15 protein-coding genes, 3 tRNA genes and 1 pseudogene are annotated in these 17186 nt (G+C 39.8%); 10 read left to right on the forward strand and 9 right to left on the reverse strand.

Annotated features, from left to right (window positions below; genetic code table 11):
• Positions 1 to 82: 82 nt before the first annotated feature.
• Together RMB03_RS03155 and RMB03_RS03160 are read left to right on the forward strand one after the other, a co-directional pair.
• A complete protein-coding gene (locus RMB03_RS03155) occupies positions 83 to 1414 on the forward strand; it encodes an MFS transporter (RefSeq protein ID WP_080027650.1) in 1332 nt (443 codons plus the stop codon).
• 116 nt (positions 1415 to 1530) lie between these two features.
• Positions 1531 to 1953, forward strand: coding sequence for a hypothetical protein (locus RMB03_RS03160; RefSeq protein WP_003650088.1), 423 nt, complete (start codon positions 1531 to 1533; stop codon positions 1951 to 1953).
• Between the two features lie 19 nt (positions 1954 to 1972).
• Here the strand turns inward: RMB03_RS03160 and RMB03_RS03165 are convergent, their stop codons facing one another.
• Positions 1973 to 2641 (reverse strand): 50S ribosomal protein L11 methyltransferase, encoded by a 669-nt coding sequence (locus RMB03_RS03165; RefSeq protein WP_311073827.1) that lies wholly within the window; start codon positions 2639 to 2641, stop codon positions 1973 to 1975.
• Positions 2642 to 2896: 255 nt separating this feature from the next.
• Positions 2897 to 3745 carry a bifunctional methylenetetrahydrofolate dehydrogenase/methenyltetrahydrofolate cyclohydrolase FolD gene (gene folD, locus RMB03_RS03170; protein ID WP_311073829.1) on the reverse strand — a complete coding sequence of 283 codons (849 nt, stop codon included), beginning with the start codon at positions 3743 to 3745 and terminating at the stop codon, positions 2897 to 2899.
• Between the two features lie 152 nt (positions 3746 to 3897).
• On the opposite strand from folD, the gene RMB03_RS03175 reads away from it, so the two are divergent.
• Positions 3898 to 3971, forward strand: a tRNA-Cys gene (locus RMB03_RS03175).
• A gap of 11 nt (positions 3972 to 3982) precedes the next feature.
• Positions 3983 to 4068 (forward strand) — tRNA-Leu (locus RMB03_RS03180).
• A 109-nt stretch (positions 4069 to 4177) separates the two neighbouring features.
• Here the strand turns inward: RMB03_RS03180 and RMB03_RS03185 are convergent.
• Positions 4178 to 5941 (reverse strand): alkaline phosphatase D family protein, encoded by a 1764-nt coding sequence (locus RMB03_RS03185; RefSeq protein ID WP_311073831.1) that lies wholly within the window; start codon positions 5939 to 5941, stop codon positions 4178 to 4180.
• A gap of 195 nt (positions 5942 to 6136) precedes the next feature.
• Here RMB03_RS03185 and RMB03_RS03190 point away from each other — a divergent pair.
• A tRNA-Leu gene (locus RMB03_RS03190) sits at positions 6137 to 6222 on the forward strand.
• Between the two features lie 76 nt (positions 6223 to 6298).
• Positions 6299 to 6640 carry a hypothetical protein gene (locus tag RMB03_RS03195; protein ID WP_311073833.1) on the forward strand — a complete coding sequence of 114 codons (342 nt, stop codon included), beginning with the start codon at positions 6299 to 6301 and terminating at the stop codon, positions 6638 to 6640.
• On the opposite strand, the gene RMB03_RS03200 is transcribed toward RMB03_RS03195, so the two are convergent.
• The 4 genes from RMB03_RS03200 to rlmE form a co-directional block, all read right to left on the reverse strand.
• Positions 6641 to 6955, reverse strand: a complete 315-nt coding sequence (locus RMB03_RS03200; RefSeq protein WP_003650079.1) for a DUF5713 family protein — start codon at positions 6953 to 6955, stop codon at positions 6641 to 6643.
• Between the two features lie 133 nt (positions 6956 to 7088).
• A complete protein-coding gene (gene folP / locus RMB03_RS03205; protein WP_311073836.1) occupies positions 7089 to 7940 on the reverse strand; it encodes a dihydropteroate synthase in 852 nt (283 codons plus the stop codon).
• Between the two features lie 136 nt (positions 7941 to 8076).
• Positions 8077 to 9972 carry an ATP-dependent zinc metalloprotease FtsH gene (ftsH, locus tag RMB03_RS03210; RefSeq protein ID WP_026056144.1) on the reverse strand — a complete coding sequence of 632 codons (1896 nt, stop codon included), beginning with the start codon at positions 9970 to 9972 and terminating at the stop codon, positions 8077 to 8079.
• Between the two features lie 133 nt (positions 9973 to 10105).
• Complete coding sequence (gene rlmE, locus RMB03_RS03215) at positions 10106 to 10756, reverse strand: 23S rRNA (uridine(2552)-2'-O)-methyltransferase RlmE (RefSeq protein ID WP_005038716.1); 651 nt, start codon at positions 10754 to 10756, stop codon at positions 10106 to 10108.
• Positions 10757 to 10955: 199 nt separating this feature from the next.
• On the opposite strand from rlmE, the gene yhbY reads away from it, so the two are divergent.
• The gene (gene yhbY / locus RMB03_RS03220; RefSeq protein WP_003650075.1) at positions 10956 to 11279 is read left to right on the forward strand and encodes a ribosome assembly RNA-binding protein YhbY; all 324 of its coding nucleotides are present in this window, start codon (positions 10956 to 10958) and stop codon (positions 11277 to 11279) included.
• Positions 11280 to 11295: 16 nt separating this feature from the next.
• Positions 11296 to 11832: a DOMON-like domain-containing protein gene (locus RMB03_RS03225; protein WP_003650074.1), complete on the forward strand. Its 537-nt coding sequence runs from the start codon at positions 11296 to 11298 to the stop codon at positions 11830 to 11832.
• 59 nt (positions 11833 to 11891) lie between these two features.
• Here RMB03_RS03225 and RMB03_RS03230 read toward each other — a convergent pair whose 3' ends face one another.
• Both RMB03_RS03230 and RMB03_RS03235 read right to left on the reverse strand, forming a co-directional pair.
• Complete coding sequence (locus RMB03_RS03230; protein ID WP_056481669.1) at positions 11892 to 12479, reverse strand: hypothetical protein; 588 nt, start codon at positions 12477 to 12479, stop codon at positions 11892 to 11894.
• Between the two features lie 29 nt (positions 12480 to 12508).
• Positions 12509 to 12666: pseudogene (locus RMB03_RS03235) on the reverse strand (hypothetical protein).
• A 123-nt stretch (positions 12667 to 12789) separates the two neighbouring features.
• Between RMB03_RS03235 and carA the strand changes: the two are divergent.
• Complete coding sequence (gene carA, locus RMB03_RS03240) at positions 12790 to 13929, forward strand: glutamine-hydrolyzing carbamoyl-phosphate synthase small subunit (RefSeq protein WP_045429218.1); 1140 nt, start codon at positions 12790 to 12792, stop codon at positions 13927 to 13929.
• 14 nt (positions 13930 to 13943) lie between these two features.
• On the forward strand, positions 13944 to 17174 hold the full coding sequence (gene carB, locus RMB03_RS03245) for a carbamoyl-phosphate synthase large subunit (protein ID WP_005038712.1): 3231 nt from the start codon (positions 13944 to 13946) through the stop codon (positions 17172 to 17174).
• Positions 17175 to 17186 lie beyond the last annotated feature (12 nt).

The following is a 17186-nucleotide window of genomic DNA, read 5'->3' on the forward strand; positions in this document are numbered from 1 at the left end:
AAAATAAAGTGAAATACTCCTCTGGATAATATGTAAAAACGGAATAAATTCTCTCTTTTTTAGCATTCAACCCAAGCGAAACATGGAGCGACCCATGGTTGATCAACCCTCTACAGCAACAACTCCACAACCTCATTTAGATACAAAAACTCGCCTAAAATCAATTTTAGGTGGTTCTGCTGGTAACCTTGTCGAATGGTACGACTGGTATGTATATGCCGCATTTACCCTCTATTTTGCTCATGCTTTTTTCCCAAAAGGTAGCCAAACTGCACAGTTGCTACAAGCTGCAGCTATTTTTGCTGTAGGTTTCTTAATGCGCCCAATCGGTGCATGGATTATGGGAATCTATTCAGACCGTAAAGGACGTAAAGCAGGCCTTACACTTTCCGTCACTTTAATGTGTGTCGGTTCTCTACTCATTGCAGTCACCCCTTCCTATGAAAGCATTGGCGTATTCGCTCCACTACTTTTGGTTGTCGCACGTTTAATTCAAGGTTTAAGTGTAGGCGGTGAATATGGTGCAAGCGCTACCTATTTAAGTGAAATGGCTGAAAGAAATCGGCGTGGTTTTTTCTCAAGCTTTCAATATGTAACCTTAATTGCAGGACAATTGACGGCTCTATGTGTTCTTTTAATATTACAAATAGTATTAACCGAACAACAGTTGCATGATTGGGGATGGCGCATTCCATTCTTTATTGGCGCTTTACTTGCCATTGTTGTGTTCCGTATTCGTCGTGGCTTATTAGAAACACAATCTTTTAAAAATGCTCAAGCTGAAAAAGACCAGCCACAATCAGGTATGTTTGCTTTATTCAAGCACTACCCAAAAGAAGCTTTTACAGTATTATTTTTAACAGCTGGCGGAACTTTAGCTTTTTATACTTACACCACTTACCTACAAAAATATTTAGTGAATACTTCCGGTTTTACAAAACCCGAAGCCACTCAAATTACCACTTTAGCGCTATTTATTTTCATGTGCTTACAACCTGTAGCTGGTGCTTTGTCAGACCGAATCGGACGTAAACCACTCATGATCACTTTTGGTGTAACTGGGGTTTTATTTACTTATATTTTATTTAATACCCTTGCAACCACACATAATTATTGGACTGCTTTCTGGTTATGTTTGGCAGGTCTAGTCATGGTAACGGGCTATACATCAATTAATGCCGTGGTTAAAGCTGAACTTTTCCCTGCTCATATTCGGGCTTTAGGAGTAGCTTTACCCTACGCGATTGCCAATACCTTGTTTGGCGGTACAGCAGAGTTCTTTGCTTTGAGTTTTAAAGAGGCTGGTCATGAATCTTGGTACTTTATTTATGTAACTATTATGATCTTCATTTCACTCATTATTTATATTTTTATGAAAGATACTAAGCATCATTCAAAAATTAAAGAACATTAATATTTTACCAATAAGCGCTAATATCGCCAGCCGATGTTAGCTTAAATCGTGCGATTAAGCCCCAACAATCGTTGTGTTTATGAGATACTAGAGATAAGAATATAAGGATGATACTGATGAATAGAAGTATTTTATGTTTGGCATTAAGTAGCATGTTTATTTTAACTGCTTGTCAGACCACCCCTCGACAATATAATGGCTCAACTGGCTATCAGATTGAAAACCAAACAAAAACTTCCGCAACTTTAGCTTATACATTGGCTAGCCGTACTAATCAGCAATTAGATGAACGTAAATTGCAACGCGCTTGTCAAAATGTATTGGGTGCTCAAAAAGTTTATAAATTGTCAGTTCTCAGCATTAATGAGATTTCAAACCCAGCTCAACAAGAACATTATGGTGTTCAATTGGGTGAAACTCGTGCCTCATTTGGTTTATCTAATACACCGAGCTTAAACAACGGTGAAGATTATGCGACTCGCCAAGCGCTTGAAGCACGCCCGAGTACGCTAAAAGTCGTTCGTTATACTTGCTCATAATATAAAAAAGACGCTGTTTTTACAGCGTCTTATAAAAACTTACATTTCTAAATTCTTTTGCTTCATCAAGGTCTGGCCATGTTGATGCACTTCTTTCATCAATTTTTTGATATTTAGGATGGCTAAAGTTTTTAACACGGCTATCTGCGACCCAGACTTCTGGCGCAAACTTTAAAAACTCATCTAAGAAGAAACGGTTGCACTGGTCATATAACACATCAGCAGCCAATAAAATATCAACTTGCTCTGCTTTATATAAATCGTCTAAATATTCCAGCTCTACACCATTAAGCAATGCATTTTCACGGCAAGCATTTAGACTAACCTGATCAATATCACAACAAATTACTCTTTTAGCGCCAGCCATTTTTGCTGCAATTGCAACAACACCAGAACCTGCACCAAAATCGAGAACAACTTTATCTTTGACATGATGTGGCTCCGCAAGCAACCACTGCGCCATTGCTAAACCAGATGCCCAACAAAAAATCCAGTACGGCGTGTCATTCCAAATACGGCGAATAATTTCATCATCTAAGCGATCAGTTGGAAAAACTGGCGGAATCAACCATAAAGAAATAGGTGTTTCTGGTAACTGCTGTGCTATTAACTCACAATGAGGGATGACTTCATGCAAGGCTTGAAGTAAATGTTCAGGGGCTTTGGTCAATTGAAAGGTACAGCTCATCAGATTTCTTTTAATTCATTTTTATAACAAGCATAACAGAGTCATTCCATTATGATTTGAATTTTTAGAATAACCTTCGGTTGGACCTACTTTTCTTTCGGGAAAAGTAGGCAAAACCATTGTCATCCGCAAAACTCGGCAGATACTCTCTAGAATCGAAAGCATCGCAGAAACATTAATTTTTCAATGTATTTCTGCCTCAAACAATTGCGGATGACGGTTACGCGTATCAATAACAGCCTAACGTTAATTAAATTAACCTAAAGCTTTTTCAGCAGCTTCTACAGTTTGACGAATCAAAGTTGTAATTGTCATTGGACCTACACCACCTGGTACTGGTGTGTATGCAGAAGCAATTTCTTCGATACCTTGTAGCTGGATGTCGCCTACACCACCGCCATCACGAGGATGGAAACCAGCATCGACAACCACTGCACCTTGTTTAATCCAATCTTTTTGAATAAGTTCAGCCTTACCTACAGCACCAACAATAATGTCAGCCTGTTTCACAAGCTCAGGTAAGTTTTGTGTGCGTGAATGACAAATCGTTACTGTTGCATTGGCTTGCAAAAGCATCATTGCCATTGGTTTACCTAAAATTGCTGAACGACCAACTACAACTGCATGTTTGCCCGCAATTTCAATGTTGTTCTCTTTTAGAATAGTCATAATGCCAGCTGGAGTTGCTGAACCATATGCAGCTTCACCCATTGCCATACGACCAAAACCGAGGCAAGTCACGCCATCTACATCTTTAGCTAACGAAATCGCATCAAAACATGCGCGTTCATCAATCTGTGCAGGTACGGGATGTTGTAAAAGAATACCGTGAACATCTGGATTGGTATTTAGCTTTTCGATTTCTGCTAATAATTGTTCTGTTGTTGTTTCTTGTGATAATTCAATTTTTAAAGAATCCATCCCTACTCGACGGCAGGCATTTCCTTTCATGCGTACATAAGTTGCAGATGCGCCATCATCCCCAACCAAAATAGTCGCCAAAATTGGGGTACGACCTGTTTTAGCTTTCAAAGCTTCAACACGTACCGACAAATTTTCTTCAATTTGCTTTGCTAATGCGCGACCGTCTAAAACCAATGCCACAGCACATCTCCAAGGTAGACATGAATTTAATATGCCAATAATACATGATTATTTGGACAATTTTATTCTAGATGTTGCTTTTATGTTCATCTTCACTAAAAACAGTATTGTTTTTTCTGTAAAGGTTGCTAATATGTGCATCACCAAATGTAGGCGGGGTGGCAGAGTGGTCATGCAGCGGACTGCAACTCCGTGGACGCCGGTTCGATTCCGACCTCCGCCTCCAAATTTGGTAAAGCCCGGGTGGTGAAATAGGTAGACACAGGGGATTTAAAATCCCCCGCCCACAAAGCGTGCCGGTTCGAGTCCGGCCCCGGGCACCATTTTCTAATATTGAAAATGGTGCCATAAAGAATCCAGCGCAAGCTGGTTTTTTTATGCCTATAAAAAATAAAGGATGCTACTTAGCACCCCTTACCCTACTAAATATATCTACGCGGTTTTTTGCTTGTCTTTTTCAGGTGTCAAATTCATATCTAATACCAATTGATATTGTCGACTTGTATCTACTTTATATTCTGCATTTTTAATTGAATCTACAAAAATCCAGTCCGACTGCACGTGTGCTTGATCCAACGTAACCAACAAATAGCCTCGCTGATTTAAATTACAATAAGCCAATTCATCAATAAGCGTAGTAAAGGCAAATTCAAACTGCTGTAGTTGAGCTATTGGAATACTTAAATATTTCTCAAGGCCTGGTGAAGAAACTGAACTCGTCGCCAGCTCAACCCCAACATATTTACCTTTTTGGCTATACAAATAAGATGCCCATGCATTATGAGTATCGCCTGCCAGAACAATAACTTTCTTATTCAAACTAGCTAAGTTTTCATATACGGTTTCACGTTCAGCATAATAACCATCCCAAGCATCGAGGTTATATGGCACTACTGTTGTGACTCGCGTTTTCTCTTGAGCAGTTAATGTTGGATCGCCCTGTTCTAATCGCAATTTCAAGGTGACTAGCTCTGTAATTTGCGCATTCATTTTAGCCAAGGTTTCAGCCGAAGCCCCACCTGAAGTAATTTGCCCTAAAGACAACAATAACTCGGCAGGAATCCACATCTTACTCATTAGAACTTGCTGACCAATCACATTCCATGTTGCTGTAGATTGCTTCAATTTATCAACCAACCAATCCCTTTGTGTATAGCCCATTAAAGTACGCTTTGGATCAGTTAAGTCGACCTGAAACTTTTGAGCATTCAAACCAGCAGCTGTCATATAATCAGCATATTCAAGCTGTTTATCACGCGCAATAATACGCGTATCCAACATCGTCAGCTCAACCAATGAACCAAAATTAAACTGCCGGTAAATATTTAGATGATCTGTGTTAGAAACTGGGCGAATAGGCATCCATTCAAAATAAGCTTGTAGAGCAGCTAATTTACGATCAGAAAAAGCCCCTTCATCACTTTGATGATTTTCGGCCCCATCACGCCAAGTATCATTTGCTAACTCATGGTCATCCCAAATTACAATAAAAGGATGACGCTGGTGAGCTGCTTGCAAGTCTTTATCTTGACGATAAAGTGCATAACGTTTGCGATAATCATCTAGTTTGATAATTTCTTTATTATTATCTGTTGGTAAGGTTCGACCAAGTTTTGCTGCATCTTCCGCCGCATAACCATCTGCCCCATACTCATAAATATAATCACCTAAATGAATAATGACATCGACATTCTGCTTTGCCATTTCACGGTAAACATAAAAATAACCTGCCGGATAGTTCGAGCAAGAACATACGGCAAAAGTAACTTTATTAGTACTTATTGGTAATGTTTTAGCTTGACCAACAGATGAAATTTTATTTCCAAAACGGAAACGATAATAATAAATGGTATTCGCCTGTAGCCCTGTTGCATCCACCTTTACCGTGAAGTCGTCAGTCTTGGTCGTTTCAACCATCCCCGTCTTTAAATTCTGCTTAAATTGATTATCAGTGGCAATTTCCCACGTAACTTTAAGGCGCGCACCAAGATCTACTGGTGTTAATCGCGTCCATAAAATCACTTTATCTTGCAAAGGGTCGCCACTCGCAACTCCATGTAAAAAATCTGCTTGTGCCTCTGCACTTTCATCGTCTGAGCCATCATTACAACCCGTAAAAGCTACAGGCAAAGACAGCGCCCCAAAACCGAATAGACTTTTTTGAATTAATTCTCGGCGTGAAATTTTTTCTGACATACAACTACCTAAGTTTTAAGCAATGAGTGTCTTAAACTTAAGTAGATAAGATGAACAACTGATCTCAATTTGATGAAGAAATTATGACTTAAGTAGATCTTATTTTTAAATACATGTACGAACTGATTGAAAATAAAGCAAACTATCCGATTTTCTCTTGCCAATCGCCGTCTTGTCATCTATTATTGCGCACATGCCCGGGTGGTGAAATAGGTAGACACAGGGGATTTAAAATCCCCCGCCCACAAAGCGTGCCGGTTCGAGTCCGGCCCCGGGCACCATTTTCAAATATTGAATTTGGTGTTACAAAGAATCCAGCGTAAGCTGGTTTTTTTATGCCTAATTAAAATGAATTTTATGATAAGAATATTATTACTTCTGTGTAACATCCTCTCCATATCCAAGGTTTACGCTACAGATCTTTTTTCTGGCACTATTTCTTTCAAAGATGACAACTGGTACTTTTCACGCTGCTCTATTACCAAAGATGATTACTTAATTAAAGCACCTGAGCAGATCATAGATAAATTCAAAGCATTACAACAAAAACGAGAAACTTATTGGATCAGTTTATTAGCAGATGCCGATTATCAAGAGAATGGTGTTTTAGTGTTAAAAATTAAAGAAATAAACGAAATTCATTCAAAGGCATCTTGTCATTTATTAGATGCATTTGAAAATATTGAGAATCGAGAGTAATCACCACTCTCGATTCACAACCAGCTCTTCCATCTCAAGATCTAAATATCCTGCACCCTGCGCCACCATCATCATTGCCTCAGCAATATAGTCAGCAGCACTATCATCTAGTGAAGAATCCAGATCTTCGAACTGTGGTTTCATTTCATTAATTTCAATAACAGTTTGATGAGCATATCGATAGATATCCTGATCAGCTAAAGCAGACTTTTGAACTTTTTTGGCAAATTGTTCAATTAACTGCTTGAGTTCAGCGACTAAAATATCTGGATAATACTCATCATCAAACATTGGGAGAAGTAAGTCTTCGAACATACAAAAGTTTACACAGCAGCAGAAACCTGCCGCTTATAACATATTTTCAAAATAATAACGACAATTTTCCCTGACTCAATCATCCAGTCCATGCAATTAATTAATCATAATCTGATTATAAAAACCTGTTTCTTCAAGCTTGTTCCATCGCTTTCCAAACGAGAATTGCATCATGCATGGCTTTTACATCATGTGCACGAACAATGGATGCTCCTTGCTGAATACTAAGCAAATGCCCTGTAACGCTTCCTACCGCGCGTTGATCTGCTGCTACACCCTTTAAAGCTTCACCAATAAAACGTTTACGAGAAAGACCCGATAAAATTGGATAACCCATATCATTAAGTTTCCAAAACTCTTTTAATAGTTTTAAATTTTGCTGTGCATTTTTTGCAAAACCAAATCCCGGATCAATAATAATATTATGCTTTTTCACACCAGCGGCTAGAGCCTCATTAATACGCTGCTGAAGCTCTTGCATCACATCCAATGTAACATCCGTATATTGATCTAGCTGATTCATTGTGGTGGGCTCACCACGCATATGCATGATCACTACAGGTATATCTAACTCTGCTGCCGTTTTTAATGCATCTGGTCGAGTAAGCGCACGCACATCATTCCAAATATGTGCCCCCGCTTCTTTCGCTGCACGGATAACATCTGGCTGACTTGTATCAATCGATAGAACCACATCATGTTTAGCTAAAGCTTCAACTACAGGAACAACTCGTCGCACTTCTTCTTCTACACTTACTTCTGATGCACCTGGTCGAGTAGATTCCCCGCCAACATCTATAATTGTGGCGCCTTGTTCAATCATATTTAATGCATACGCCACAGCTTGATCTAACTGATTATGCTTTCCACCATCACTAAAAGAGTCTGGTGTGACATTTAAAATGCCCATAACGTGAGGCTGTGATAAATCTAACTGAAGCTGTCCACATTGTAGAATTTGCTGAGGTAAAGGCATTAACTGCATGACAAGCTCCAATTTAATATTCGGCAACATTTTAACAAGTCTCTGCTCGATATACTGTTGATTTCTTTTCGGCTTTGTCTGAAATACACGTATAAAAAAAAGAGCCACATGATAGTGGCTCTTTTTTTTAACTGGTTTAGTTCATTGCTGGTAATGGTGGTGGTGTAGATGGACCATCTTTTGGTGGTTCAAATGCAGCCACTGGATTTTCAGCAACATAGACCTTAGGTGGTTGTGGTTCACGACCTTCCATAATGTCACGAATTTGATCACGATCAATGGTTTCCCACTCCATCAAAGCTTTTACCATTGCATGTGCAATATCTTTATTACCTTCCAAGATATTACGTGCAACTTTATATTGCTCATCAAGAATACGGCGTACTTCTTCGTCAACCAACTGTTGAGTTGCTTCAGAGATAGTACGACTACCTACATTTCCAAAGAAACCATTCTGGTTTTCGTCTTCATAAACCATTACGCCCATTTTGTCAGACATACCGTACTTAGTAACCATGGCACGCGCCATTTTAGTAGCTCGCTCAAAGTCATTTGAAGCACCAGTAGATTGCTGTTGGATAAACACTTCTTCAGCAATACGACCACCAAACAAAATCGCAATTTCGTTTAGCATCTTGTCTTTATAATGGCTAATCTGGTCTTGTTCAGGTAACTGCCAAGTTACACCCAAAGCCCAACCACGTGGCATGATTGTTACTTTATGAACAGGATCTGTACCAGGCAAAATCTCTGCAACAATTGCATGGCCAGCTTCATGATAAGCAGTAGCACGACGCTCTTCTTCACGTAGAACCATCGACTTACGCTCTGGACCCATGTAGATTTTGTCTTTTGCATCTTCAAAGTCATGCATATCAACAGTATTCTTATTACGACGTGCAGCAAATAATGCAGCTTCGTTAACAAGATTTGCCAACTGTGCACCAGAGAAACCTGGTGTACCACGCGCTAAGACTTGCATGTCCACACCCGTGACTGAAGGTAACTTTTTCAAATGTACATTCAGAATTTGCTCACGACCACGTATATCCGGCAAACCAACCATTACTTGACGGTCAAAACGCCCCGGACGCAATAATGCTTTATCAAGCACATCAACACGGTTAGTTGCAGCAATAACAATGACGCCTTCATTACCTTCAAAACCGTCCATCTCTACAAGCATTTGGTTTAAGGTTTGTTCACGCTCATCATGACCACCACCTGTACCTGAACCACGGTGACGACCCACTGCATCAATCTCATCAATAAAGATGATACATGGCGCGTGACGCTTCGCTTGCTCAAACATGTCACGAACACGGGACGCACCCACACCCACGAACATTTCTACAAAGTCAGAACCTGAAATGCTGAAGAAAGGAACCTTCGCTTCACCAGCAATTGCTTTAGCTAATAACGTTTTACCAGTACCCGGAGGACCAACCATAAGTACGCCACGAGGAATAGTAGCGCCCAAACGTTTGAATTTTGCTGGGTCTTTTAAGAAATCTACAATTTCAACAACTTCTTGTTTTGCTTCATCACAGCCGGCGACGTCAGAAAAATTGACTTTGATCTGGTCTTCAGAAAGCATTTTTGCCTTCGATTTACCAAAACTCATCGGTCCATTCTTTCCGCCTGCACCACCACCCATGTTACGCATAAAGAACATGAATAACAAAATGATTAACAGTACAGGGAAACTAGCAATGAGAAGTTGCATCAAAATGCCTTGACGTTGTGGAGCTGTTCCCTCTACAACAACATTTTGTTTATTTAAGCTTGGCATAAGCTCAGTGTCTTCAACTTGCGGACGAACAGTTTCAAACTGTGATCCGTTAGTTTTTTCACCATTAATATTTAAACCGTCAATTGTGACTTGCTTAATTTGGCCACTATTCACCGCTGCAACGAAATCTGAATATTTCATCGCAGTAGGCTTATTGCGGTCACTGATATTACTGAAAATTAAAATCAGAACACCAAGTATTATTAGCCACAATACGGCATTCTTGAAGTAATCGCTCAAAGCTTTATTCCCATATCGATCTAATTTGATCATGCCCAATCTTGGCCGATCGTCATAAAAGCAGCAACTGTATTGCTTGCGGATAACCTAAAAGTACAAAATGCACAATTTTTAGGAGCTTGGCAAGTAAACTTTATTGCAATGCTTTCTTACGCCCTTGTCCAATCAAAAAAACCTCTTTAGACCGCGCCCGAGAAGCTGCTGGTTTTGCTGTCTTTAACACATCAAAACTATCAACTACTTGTTTACGAAACTCATCGAATCCTGTGCCCTGGAACACTTTAACAACAAATTGTCCATTAGGACCCAGAACCTTTTGAGCGAAATCTAAAGCCAATTCACATAAGTAAATCTGTCTAGGTTGATCAACGGCCCTATTACCTGATGTATTGGGGGCCATATCAGAAATTACAATGTCTACTTGTCGCCCATTTAAAATATTTAACAATTTTTCAAATACATCTTCTTCTCTAAAGTCGCCTTGTAAGAAAGTGACATCAGGCAAAGCATCCATAGGCAAAATGTCGGAAGCAACCACTAAACCTTTGCTACCAACGAGTTTCCCAGCGATTTGAGACCAACTACCAGGAGCCGCGCCTAAATCCACTACAGTCATGCCTGGCTTGATCAACTTATATTTTTCTTGGATTTCAAGAAGTTTATAGGCTGCTCGAGCACGATATCCTTCCTTTTGTGCTTTTTTTACAAAAGGATCGTCCAGATGTTCCCTCATCCATACACGACTACTTTTCGACAATTTCTGGTTTGTAATGCGTGTTGCCATAACTCACTAAATATCAAAAAAACTTCTGATCGTTCATTGTACGTGAAAATTACTCTCATTACAGTACGGATGTAGCGTAATCTCACTAAGTTTTACAGTTTTTTTCCAATAATGTTGATCGATTATTTATACAGTTTTTCGTACATCTGGATTTAAGTTTTTTGCTATACTAAGCCGTTTTTAAAATCAGGTATTTTTAATGGCCGCTTTATCTATCCATGAACGTAAACGTTTACGTCAAATTGGTCATGTGCTTAATCCAGTTGTCATGATTGGTGGACAAGGCTTAACAGACGCGGTAATCGAAGAAACGCTTCGTGCTTTAAATGACCATGAGCTTATTAAAGTTAAGATTGCTGGTGAAGACCGTGAAGCACGCACTGCAACAATTGACGCAATTGTAGAAGCTACAGGTGCTCAAGCTGTGCAAAAAATTGGTAAAATTGTTTTGCTTTACAAAAAGGCAGCTAAACAAAACCAGCATTTATCTAATCTTGTTCGTCACGCTCATCTAGCAAACTAATTTAATTTGACAAACTATGGCAAGTTACGAACTTTCAGCTTTTGATCGTTTTCAAGCTGTTTCCGTTGTTGGTGCAATTGAACAGCAAGCACCCTATACCTTAAATATCGGTTTTTGGATTCGTGATCCAAATCAACTTATTATCTGGCCTCAAGAAGTCGCGGCTCATCCTCGTCAAGATTTTTTGTGGGAAGAAACTTGTTTCGAAATTTTTGTTGGCGTGCATGGTGAAGATTATTATCGGGAAATTAATCTTTCCCCTTCTCAAGCATGGCAGTCATATCAGTTTGAAGAATATCGCTATCCAGAAAGTATACCTCCCCTTGCTGCTTACGATATTGAACTGAATCATCTCAAGCGTACTCACTATGGCTTAAATGTTAGTCTTGATTTAGGACAATTTATGCAACAGCATCGCTTGAAATGGGCAAACCTTTATTTAGGTTTGACTACAGTTTTAAAGACCAAAGAAGGTATGCAGTACTATGCAATGCAGCATAGTGGAAAAAGTGCAGATTTCCATAATAAACGTGACTGGTTACATCAGTTCTAAAAATAAAAAAGCGAGAAATTAATTCTCGCTTTTTTATAGCTGGATCAAAGCAGAGATCATTAATTATCTCGCGCTTTATTCCAAGCTTCGACTGCATTACTTTTAGTACGCTTAATACTTTCACTTAGAGAATCTTTGTGTTTCAAAGAAATCTGGCTAATATCACCCTTAAGCTCTTTGCTCACTTTCGTTAAATCTTCAATAAGTGCATTAATTTCTGCTTTCAAGGCATTTTTAAGGTCAGACAAACCTTCTTGTGAAGTACTAAACTGAGCTTTAATCACATCCAGACGCTGTAGAATATCTTGTTTAATTTGAACAAATTGATTTTGAATGTTCTTATTTAATTCGTGAGTTTCAGCTTCAATTTTCTCTTGAGTCTCGCTTAAAACTTCTTTGACTTGCTCTTGAGTCTCAGTAATTGCCTCTTTTACCTGAGTTGTTGCTTCTGTAGCAACTTCTTTAACTTGCTCAGTTTTTTCGGCAACAGCTTCTTTTACCTGTGCAGTTTTAGCAGTTACTGTTTTTTTAGCCTTAGTTGTAGTAGCAGCTATGGTTTCTTTCACTTCATTAACCTCAGCTTTTACCGACTCAACGACTGCTTGAGCTTTTTCGCTCACATCTTTTGAAACTTCATTATTGCTCATACTATTTCCTCATATTGTTTATTTTTTAACTAGCAATACAATAAATCTAGTTCCAAGAATTCCTCTTCCAAATTGTTAGACAATTTATCAAAAGTATCGAATTCAGATAAGCGGATATTTTTTTGTAAAAAGCAAGCAATGAATTATATTTTTTAGCAGAAAAGAAATAGACTTTAGAGGGTTCCATGCGTATAATGCGCTGTTAAGTTACAAGCGGGCAGACCGATAGGGAGGGCATGTTTTATCCAAACATCGCCGATCTTTTTTGGGTCTACTCGCTTTTTTACAGCCGAAATTCAGGAGCTTTGGTTTGAGCATCCCCGCCATTTTAGCCCTCGCAGATGGAACGATCTTTAAAGGAACGTCAATCGGCGCACCGGGAAGTACGACTGGAGAAGTCGTTTTTAACACAGCCATGACAGGCTATCAAGAAATTTTGACTGACCCAAGTTATGCACAACAAATTGTGACATTAACTTACCCTCATATTGGCAACACTGGTTGCAACTCGGAAGACGTTGAATCTGGTCGTATCCATAAAGTATGGGCGAATGGTTTAATTATTCGTGACCTTCCACTACTACACAGTAATTTCCGTGCTGAGCAGTCGTTGAGTGAATATTTGCAAGCGCATAATGTTGTTGCTATCGCAGATATCGATACTCGTAAACTGACTCGTATTTTACGTCAGACTGGCGCCCAAAACGGATGTATCCTTGCTGGCGAAAATATTACAGAAGAAGAAGCGATTGCAAAAGCACGTGCTTTTGGTGGCTTAAACGGTTTAGACCTTGCAAAAGAATGTTGTGATCCAACAGGTTTTGAATGGTCTGAAGGTTCATGGACCTTAGGCAAAGGCTTCTCTCAACCTGAATTAAAATACCATGTAGTTGCATACGATTACGGTGTCAAAACCAACATCTTGCGTATGCTTGCAGACCGCGGTTGCAAACTAACCGTTGTTCCTGCAGAAACTCCGGCTGAAAAAGTATTGGCACTTAATCCGGATGGCGTATTCCTCTCAAATGGTCCTGGCGACCCAGCTGCTTGTGATTACGCGATCGAATCTGTAAAAACTATTGTTGAAACCACAACATTACCTGTATTTGGTATCTGCCTAGGTCACCAAATTCTGGCACTCGCTTCTGGCGCAAAAACTGTAAAAATGAACCATGGTCACCACGGTGCTAACCATCCTGTACAAAATCTTGAAGATGGTACAGTGATGATTACTTCACAGAACCATGGTTTTGCTGTAGATGCAGAAACTTTACCGGCTAACTTAAAAGCAACGCATAAATCATTGTTCGATGGCACCCTACAAGGTATCCACCGTACAGACAAACCAGCTTTCAGCTTCCAAGGTCACCCTGAAGCAAGCCCTGGTCCACATGATTGTGCACCTTTGTTCGATCATTTCATCGAACTTATCGAAGCATCTAAACAGTAATTACGGAGCGAATAATGCCTAAACGTACGGATATTAAAAGCATCTTAATTATTGGTGCTGGCCCGATTGTGATTGGACAAGCATGTGAGTTTGACTACTCAGGTGCTCAAGCGTGTAAAGCACTTCGTGAAGAAGGCTATCGTGTTATTTTGGTTAACTCTAATCCAGCAACCATCATGACAGATCCTTCAATGGCTGATGCAACTTATATTGAGCCGATTACTTGGCAAACAGTTGCACAGATTATTGAAAAAGAACGTCCAGATGCAGTATTACCAACTATGGGTGGTCAAACTGCATTGAACTGTGCCCTCGCACTTGATGAGCACGGTGTTCTTGCTAAATATAATGTTGAATTAATTGGTGCAAGCAAAGAAGCGATTGAGAAAGCCGAAGATCGTAAACTCTTCGATATCGCTATGCGTAAAATTGGCTTGGAATGTCCAAAAGCTGCCATTGCTGAAACAATGGAAGAAGCTTTAACAATCCAGTCGCGCTTTGGTTTTCCTGTAATTATTCGTCCATCATTTACAATGGGTGGTTCGGGCGGTGGTATTGCATATAACCGCGAAGAATTCCTTGAAATTTGTGAACGTGGTTTTGACCTCTCTCCTACTCACCAGTTATTGATCGATGAATCTTTAATTGGCTGGAAAGAGTACGAAATGGAAGTTGTTCGTGACAAAAACGACAACTGTATTATCGTATGTGCTATCGAAAACTTCGATCCAATGGGCGTTCACACTGGTGACTCAATTACCGTTGCTCCTGCTCAGACATTAACAGACAAAGAATATCAATTGATGCGTAATGCTTCGGTTGCAGTTCTTCGTGAAATTGGTGTTGAAACAGGTGGTTCTAACGTTCAATTCGGTATTAACCCGAAAGATGGACGTATGGTTGTCATCGAGATGAACCCTCGTGTATCTCGTTCATCTGCTCTTGCTTCTAAAGCAACAGGTTTCCCAATCGCAAAAATCGCAGCAAAACTTGCTGTTGGTTATACTCTTGATGAATTGAAAAATGACATCACTGGTGGCGTGACTCCTGCAAGCTTCGAACCATCGATTGACTATGTTGTAACGAAGATTCCTCGTTTTAACTTCGAGAAATTCCCACAAGCAGAACCTGTATTAACCACTCAGATGAAATCTGTTGGTGAAGTAATGGCTATTGGCCGTAACTTCCAGGAATCTGTACAAAAAGCATTACGTGGTCTTGAAGTTGGTGTAAGCGGTTTTGATGAAAAAATCGAAGCTGGCGCAACAAATGCAAAAGAAACCATTTTAAAAGAGCTTAAAGTTCCAGGCCCTGAGCGTATCTGGTATGTAGCAGATGCTTTCCGTCATGGCTTCTCTTTAGATGAAGTGTTTGAAGCAACCAAAATTGACCGTTGGTTCCTCATTCAAATTCAAGACATCGTTAAAACTGAAGCTGAAGTAAAAGCTTTAGGTTTTGGTGACTTAAACGCTGACAATATCCGTGCTTTCAAACGCAAAGGTTTATCTGACCTGCGTATTGCTGACCTCATGGGTATTTCACAAAAGCAATTCCGTAAACAACGTTGGAATTTGGGTGTTTACCCAGTTTACAAACGTGTTGATACATGTGCTGCCGAGTTTGAATCAGGTACTGCATACATGTATTCAACTTACGATGAAGAGTGTGAAGCAAACCCATCAAATCGTGACAAGATCATGGTGATTGGTGGTGGTCCAAACCGTATTGGTCAAGGTATCGAATTTGACTACTGCTGTGTACACGCGGCGCTTGCTATGCGTGAAGATGGTTATGAAACAATCATGGTTAACTGTAACCCTGAAACTGTTTCTACCGACTATGACACATCTGACCGTCTATACTTCGAGCCAGTAACACTTGAAGATGTGCTTGAAATTGTACGTACAGAAAAGCCTAAAGGTGTAATCGTACAGTACGGTGGTCAAACTCCTCTTAAATTGGCACGTGCTTTAGAAGAAGCTGGTACACCAATTATTGGTACATCACCAGATGCAATTGACCGTGCAGAAGACCGTGAACGTTTCCAGCAAATGATCCAACGTTTACAGCTTCGTCAACCAAACAACAGCATTGTAAAATCTGCTGAAGAAGGTATCTCTGAAGCTGCAAAAGTAGGTTATCCGTTAGTTGTTCGCCCATCTTATGTATTAGGTGGTCGTGCAATGGAAATCGTATATAACGAAGAAGAACTTAAACGTTACCTTCGTGAAGCAGTTCAGGCATCTAACGAAGCCCCTGTCCTTCTTGACCGTTTCCTAGATGATGCAACTGAAGTTGATGTTGACTGTGTATCTGACGGTAAAGACGTTGTGATCGGCGGTATTATGCAGCACATCGAACAAGCTGGTATTCACTCAGGTGACTCAGCATGTTCAATTCCTCCTTATTCTTTATCAAAAGAAATTCAGGATGAAATGCGTCGTCAAACTGTTGCGATGGCAAAAGAACTTGGTGTGGTTGGTTTGATGAATGTTCAGTTCGCAGTTAAAGGCGATGATGTTTACATTCTTGAAGTTAACCCACGTGCTTCACGTACAGTTCCATTCGTATCGAAATGTATTGGTGATTCTTTAGCAAAAGTAGCTGCACGCTGTATGGCTGGTCAATCACTTGAATCTCAAGGATTTACTAAAGAAATCATTCCAACACACTTTGCTGTGAAAGAAGCTGTTTTCCCATTCGCTAAATTCCAAGGCGTAGATCCAATGCTTGGACCTGAGATGAAATCTACAGGTGAAGTAATGGGCGTAGGTAAAACATTTGGTGAAGCATTCTATAAAGCTGTTTTAGGCTCAAATGAACGCTTACCAGGTTTACCAACTGAAGGCGAAGTAAAACATGCTTTCTTATCAGTACGTGAATCTGACAAGAAATATATCGCAGATATCGCTAAGAAATTAGCTGCATATGGCTTCAAGCTTATTGCAACAGGTGGTACATACCAAGTGCTTAAAGAAGCAGGTTTAGAATGTGAATCTGTGAATAAAGTAACTGAAGGTCGTCCACATATTGTTGACCGCTTGAAAAATGGTGAAATACACCTTATTGTCAATACCACTGAAGGTAAACAGGCTCAATATGACTCTGCAATGATTCGTCGTGCTGCCCTACAAGGCAAAGTGTATTACACAACGACTATCAATGGTGCAGAAGCTGTTTGCCAAGCCTTTGCTGTGAAATTGCCAATGGATGTATACCGCTTGCAAGATTTAACTGTAGGTTAATTTGTTACCGAT

Source organism: Acinetobacter sp. V91_7 (assembly GCF_031799075.1).
GTDB classification, from domain to species: domain Bacteria; phylum Pseudomonadota; class Gammaproteobacteria; order Pseudomonadales; family Moraxellaceae; genus Acinetobacter; species Acinetobacter calcoaceticus.

Coding starts and splice junctions, on each gene's coding strand:
- rlmE (WP_005038716.1), bottom strand. CDS start 10,756: ATGGCAACACGCATTACAAACCAGAAATTGTCGAAAAGTAGTCGTGTA.
- RMB03_RS03165 (WP_311073827.1), bottom strand. CDS start 2,641: ATGAGCTGTACCTTTCAATTGACCAAAGCCCCTGAACATTTACTTCAA.
- RMB03_RS03155 (WP_080027650.1), top strand. CDS start 83: ATGGAGCGACCCATGGTTGATCAACCCTCTACAGCAACAACTCCACAA.
- RMB03_RS03185 (WP_311073831.1), bottom strand. CDS start 5,941: ATGTCAGAAAAAATTTCACGCCGAGAATTAATTCAAAAAAGTCTATTC.
- yhbY (WP_003650075.1), top strand. CDS start 10,956: ATGGCCGCTTTATCTATCCATGAACGTAAACGTTTACGTCAAATTGGT.
- RMB03_RS03230 (WP_056481669.1), bottom strand. CDS start 12,479: ATGAGCAATAATGAAGTTTCAAAAGATGTGAGCGAAAAAGCTCAAGCA.
- folP (WP_311073836.1), bottom strand. CDS start 7,940: ATGCAGTTAATGCCTTTACCTCAGCAAATTCTACAATGTGGACAGCTT.
- carB (WP_005038712.1), top strand. CDS start 13,944: ATGCCTAAACGTACGGATATTAAAAGCATCTTAATTATTGGTGCTGGC.
- RMB03_RS03195 (WP_311073833.1), top strand. CDS start 6,299: ATGATAAGAATATTATTACTTCTGTGTAACATCCTCTCCATATCCAAG.
- RMB03_RS03200 (WP_003650079.1), bottom strand. CDS start 6,955: ATGTTCGAAGACTTACTTCTCCCAATGTTTGATGATGAGTATTATCCA.
- RMB03_RS03225 (WP_003650074.1), top strand. CDS start 11,296: ATGGCAAGTTACGAACTTTCAGCTTTTGATCGTTTTCAAGCTGTTTCC.
- RMB03_RS03160 (WP_003650088.1), top strand. CDS start 1,531: ATGAATAGAAGTATTTTATGTTTGGCATTAAGTAGCATGTTTATTTTA.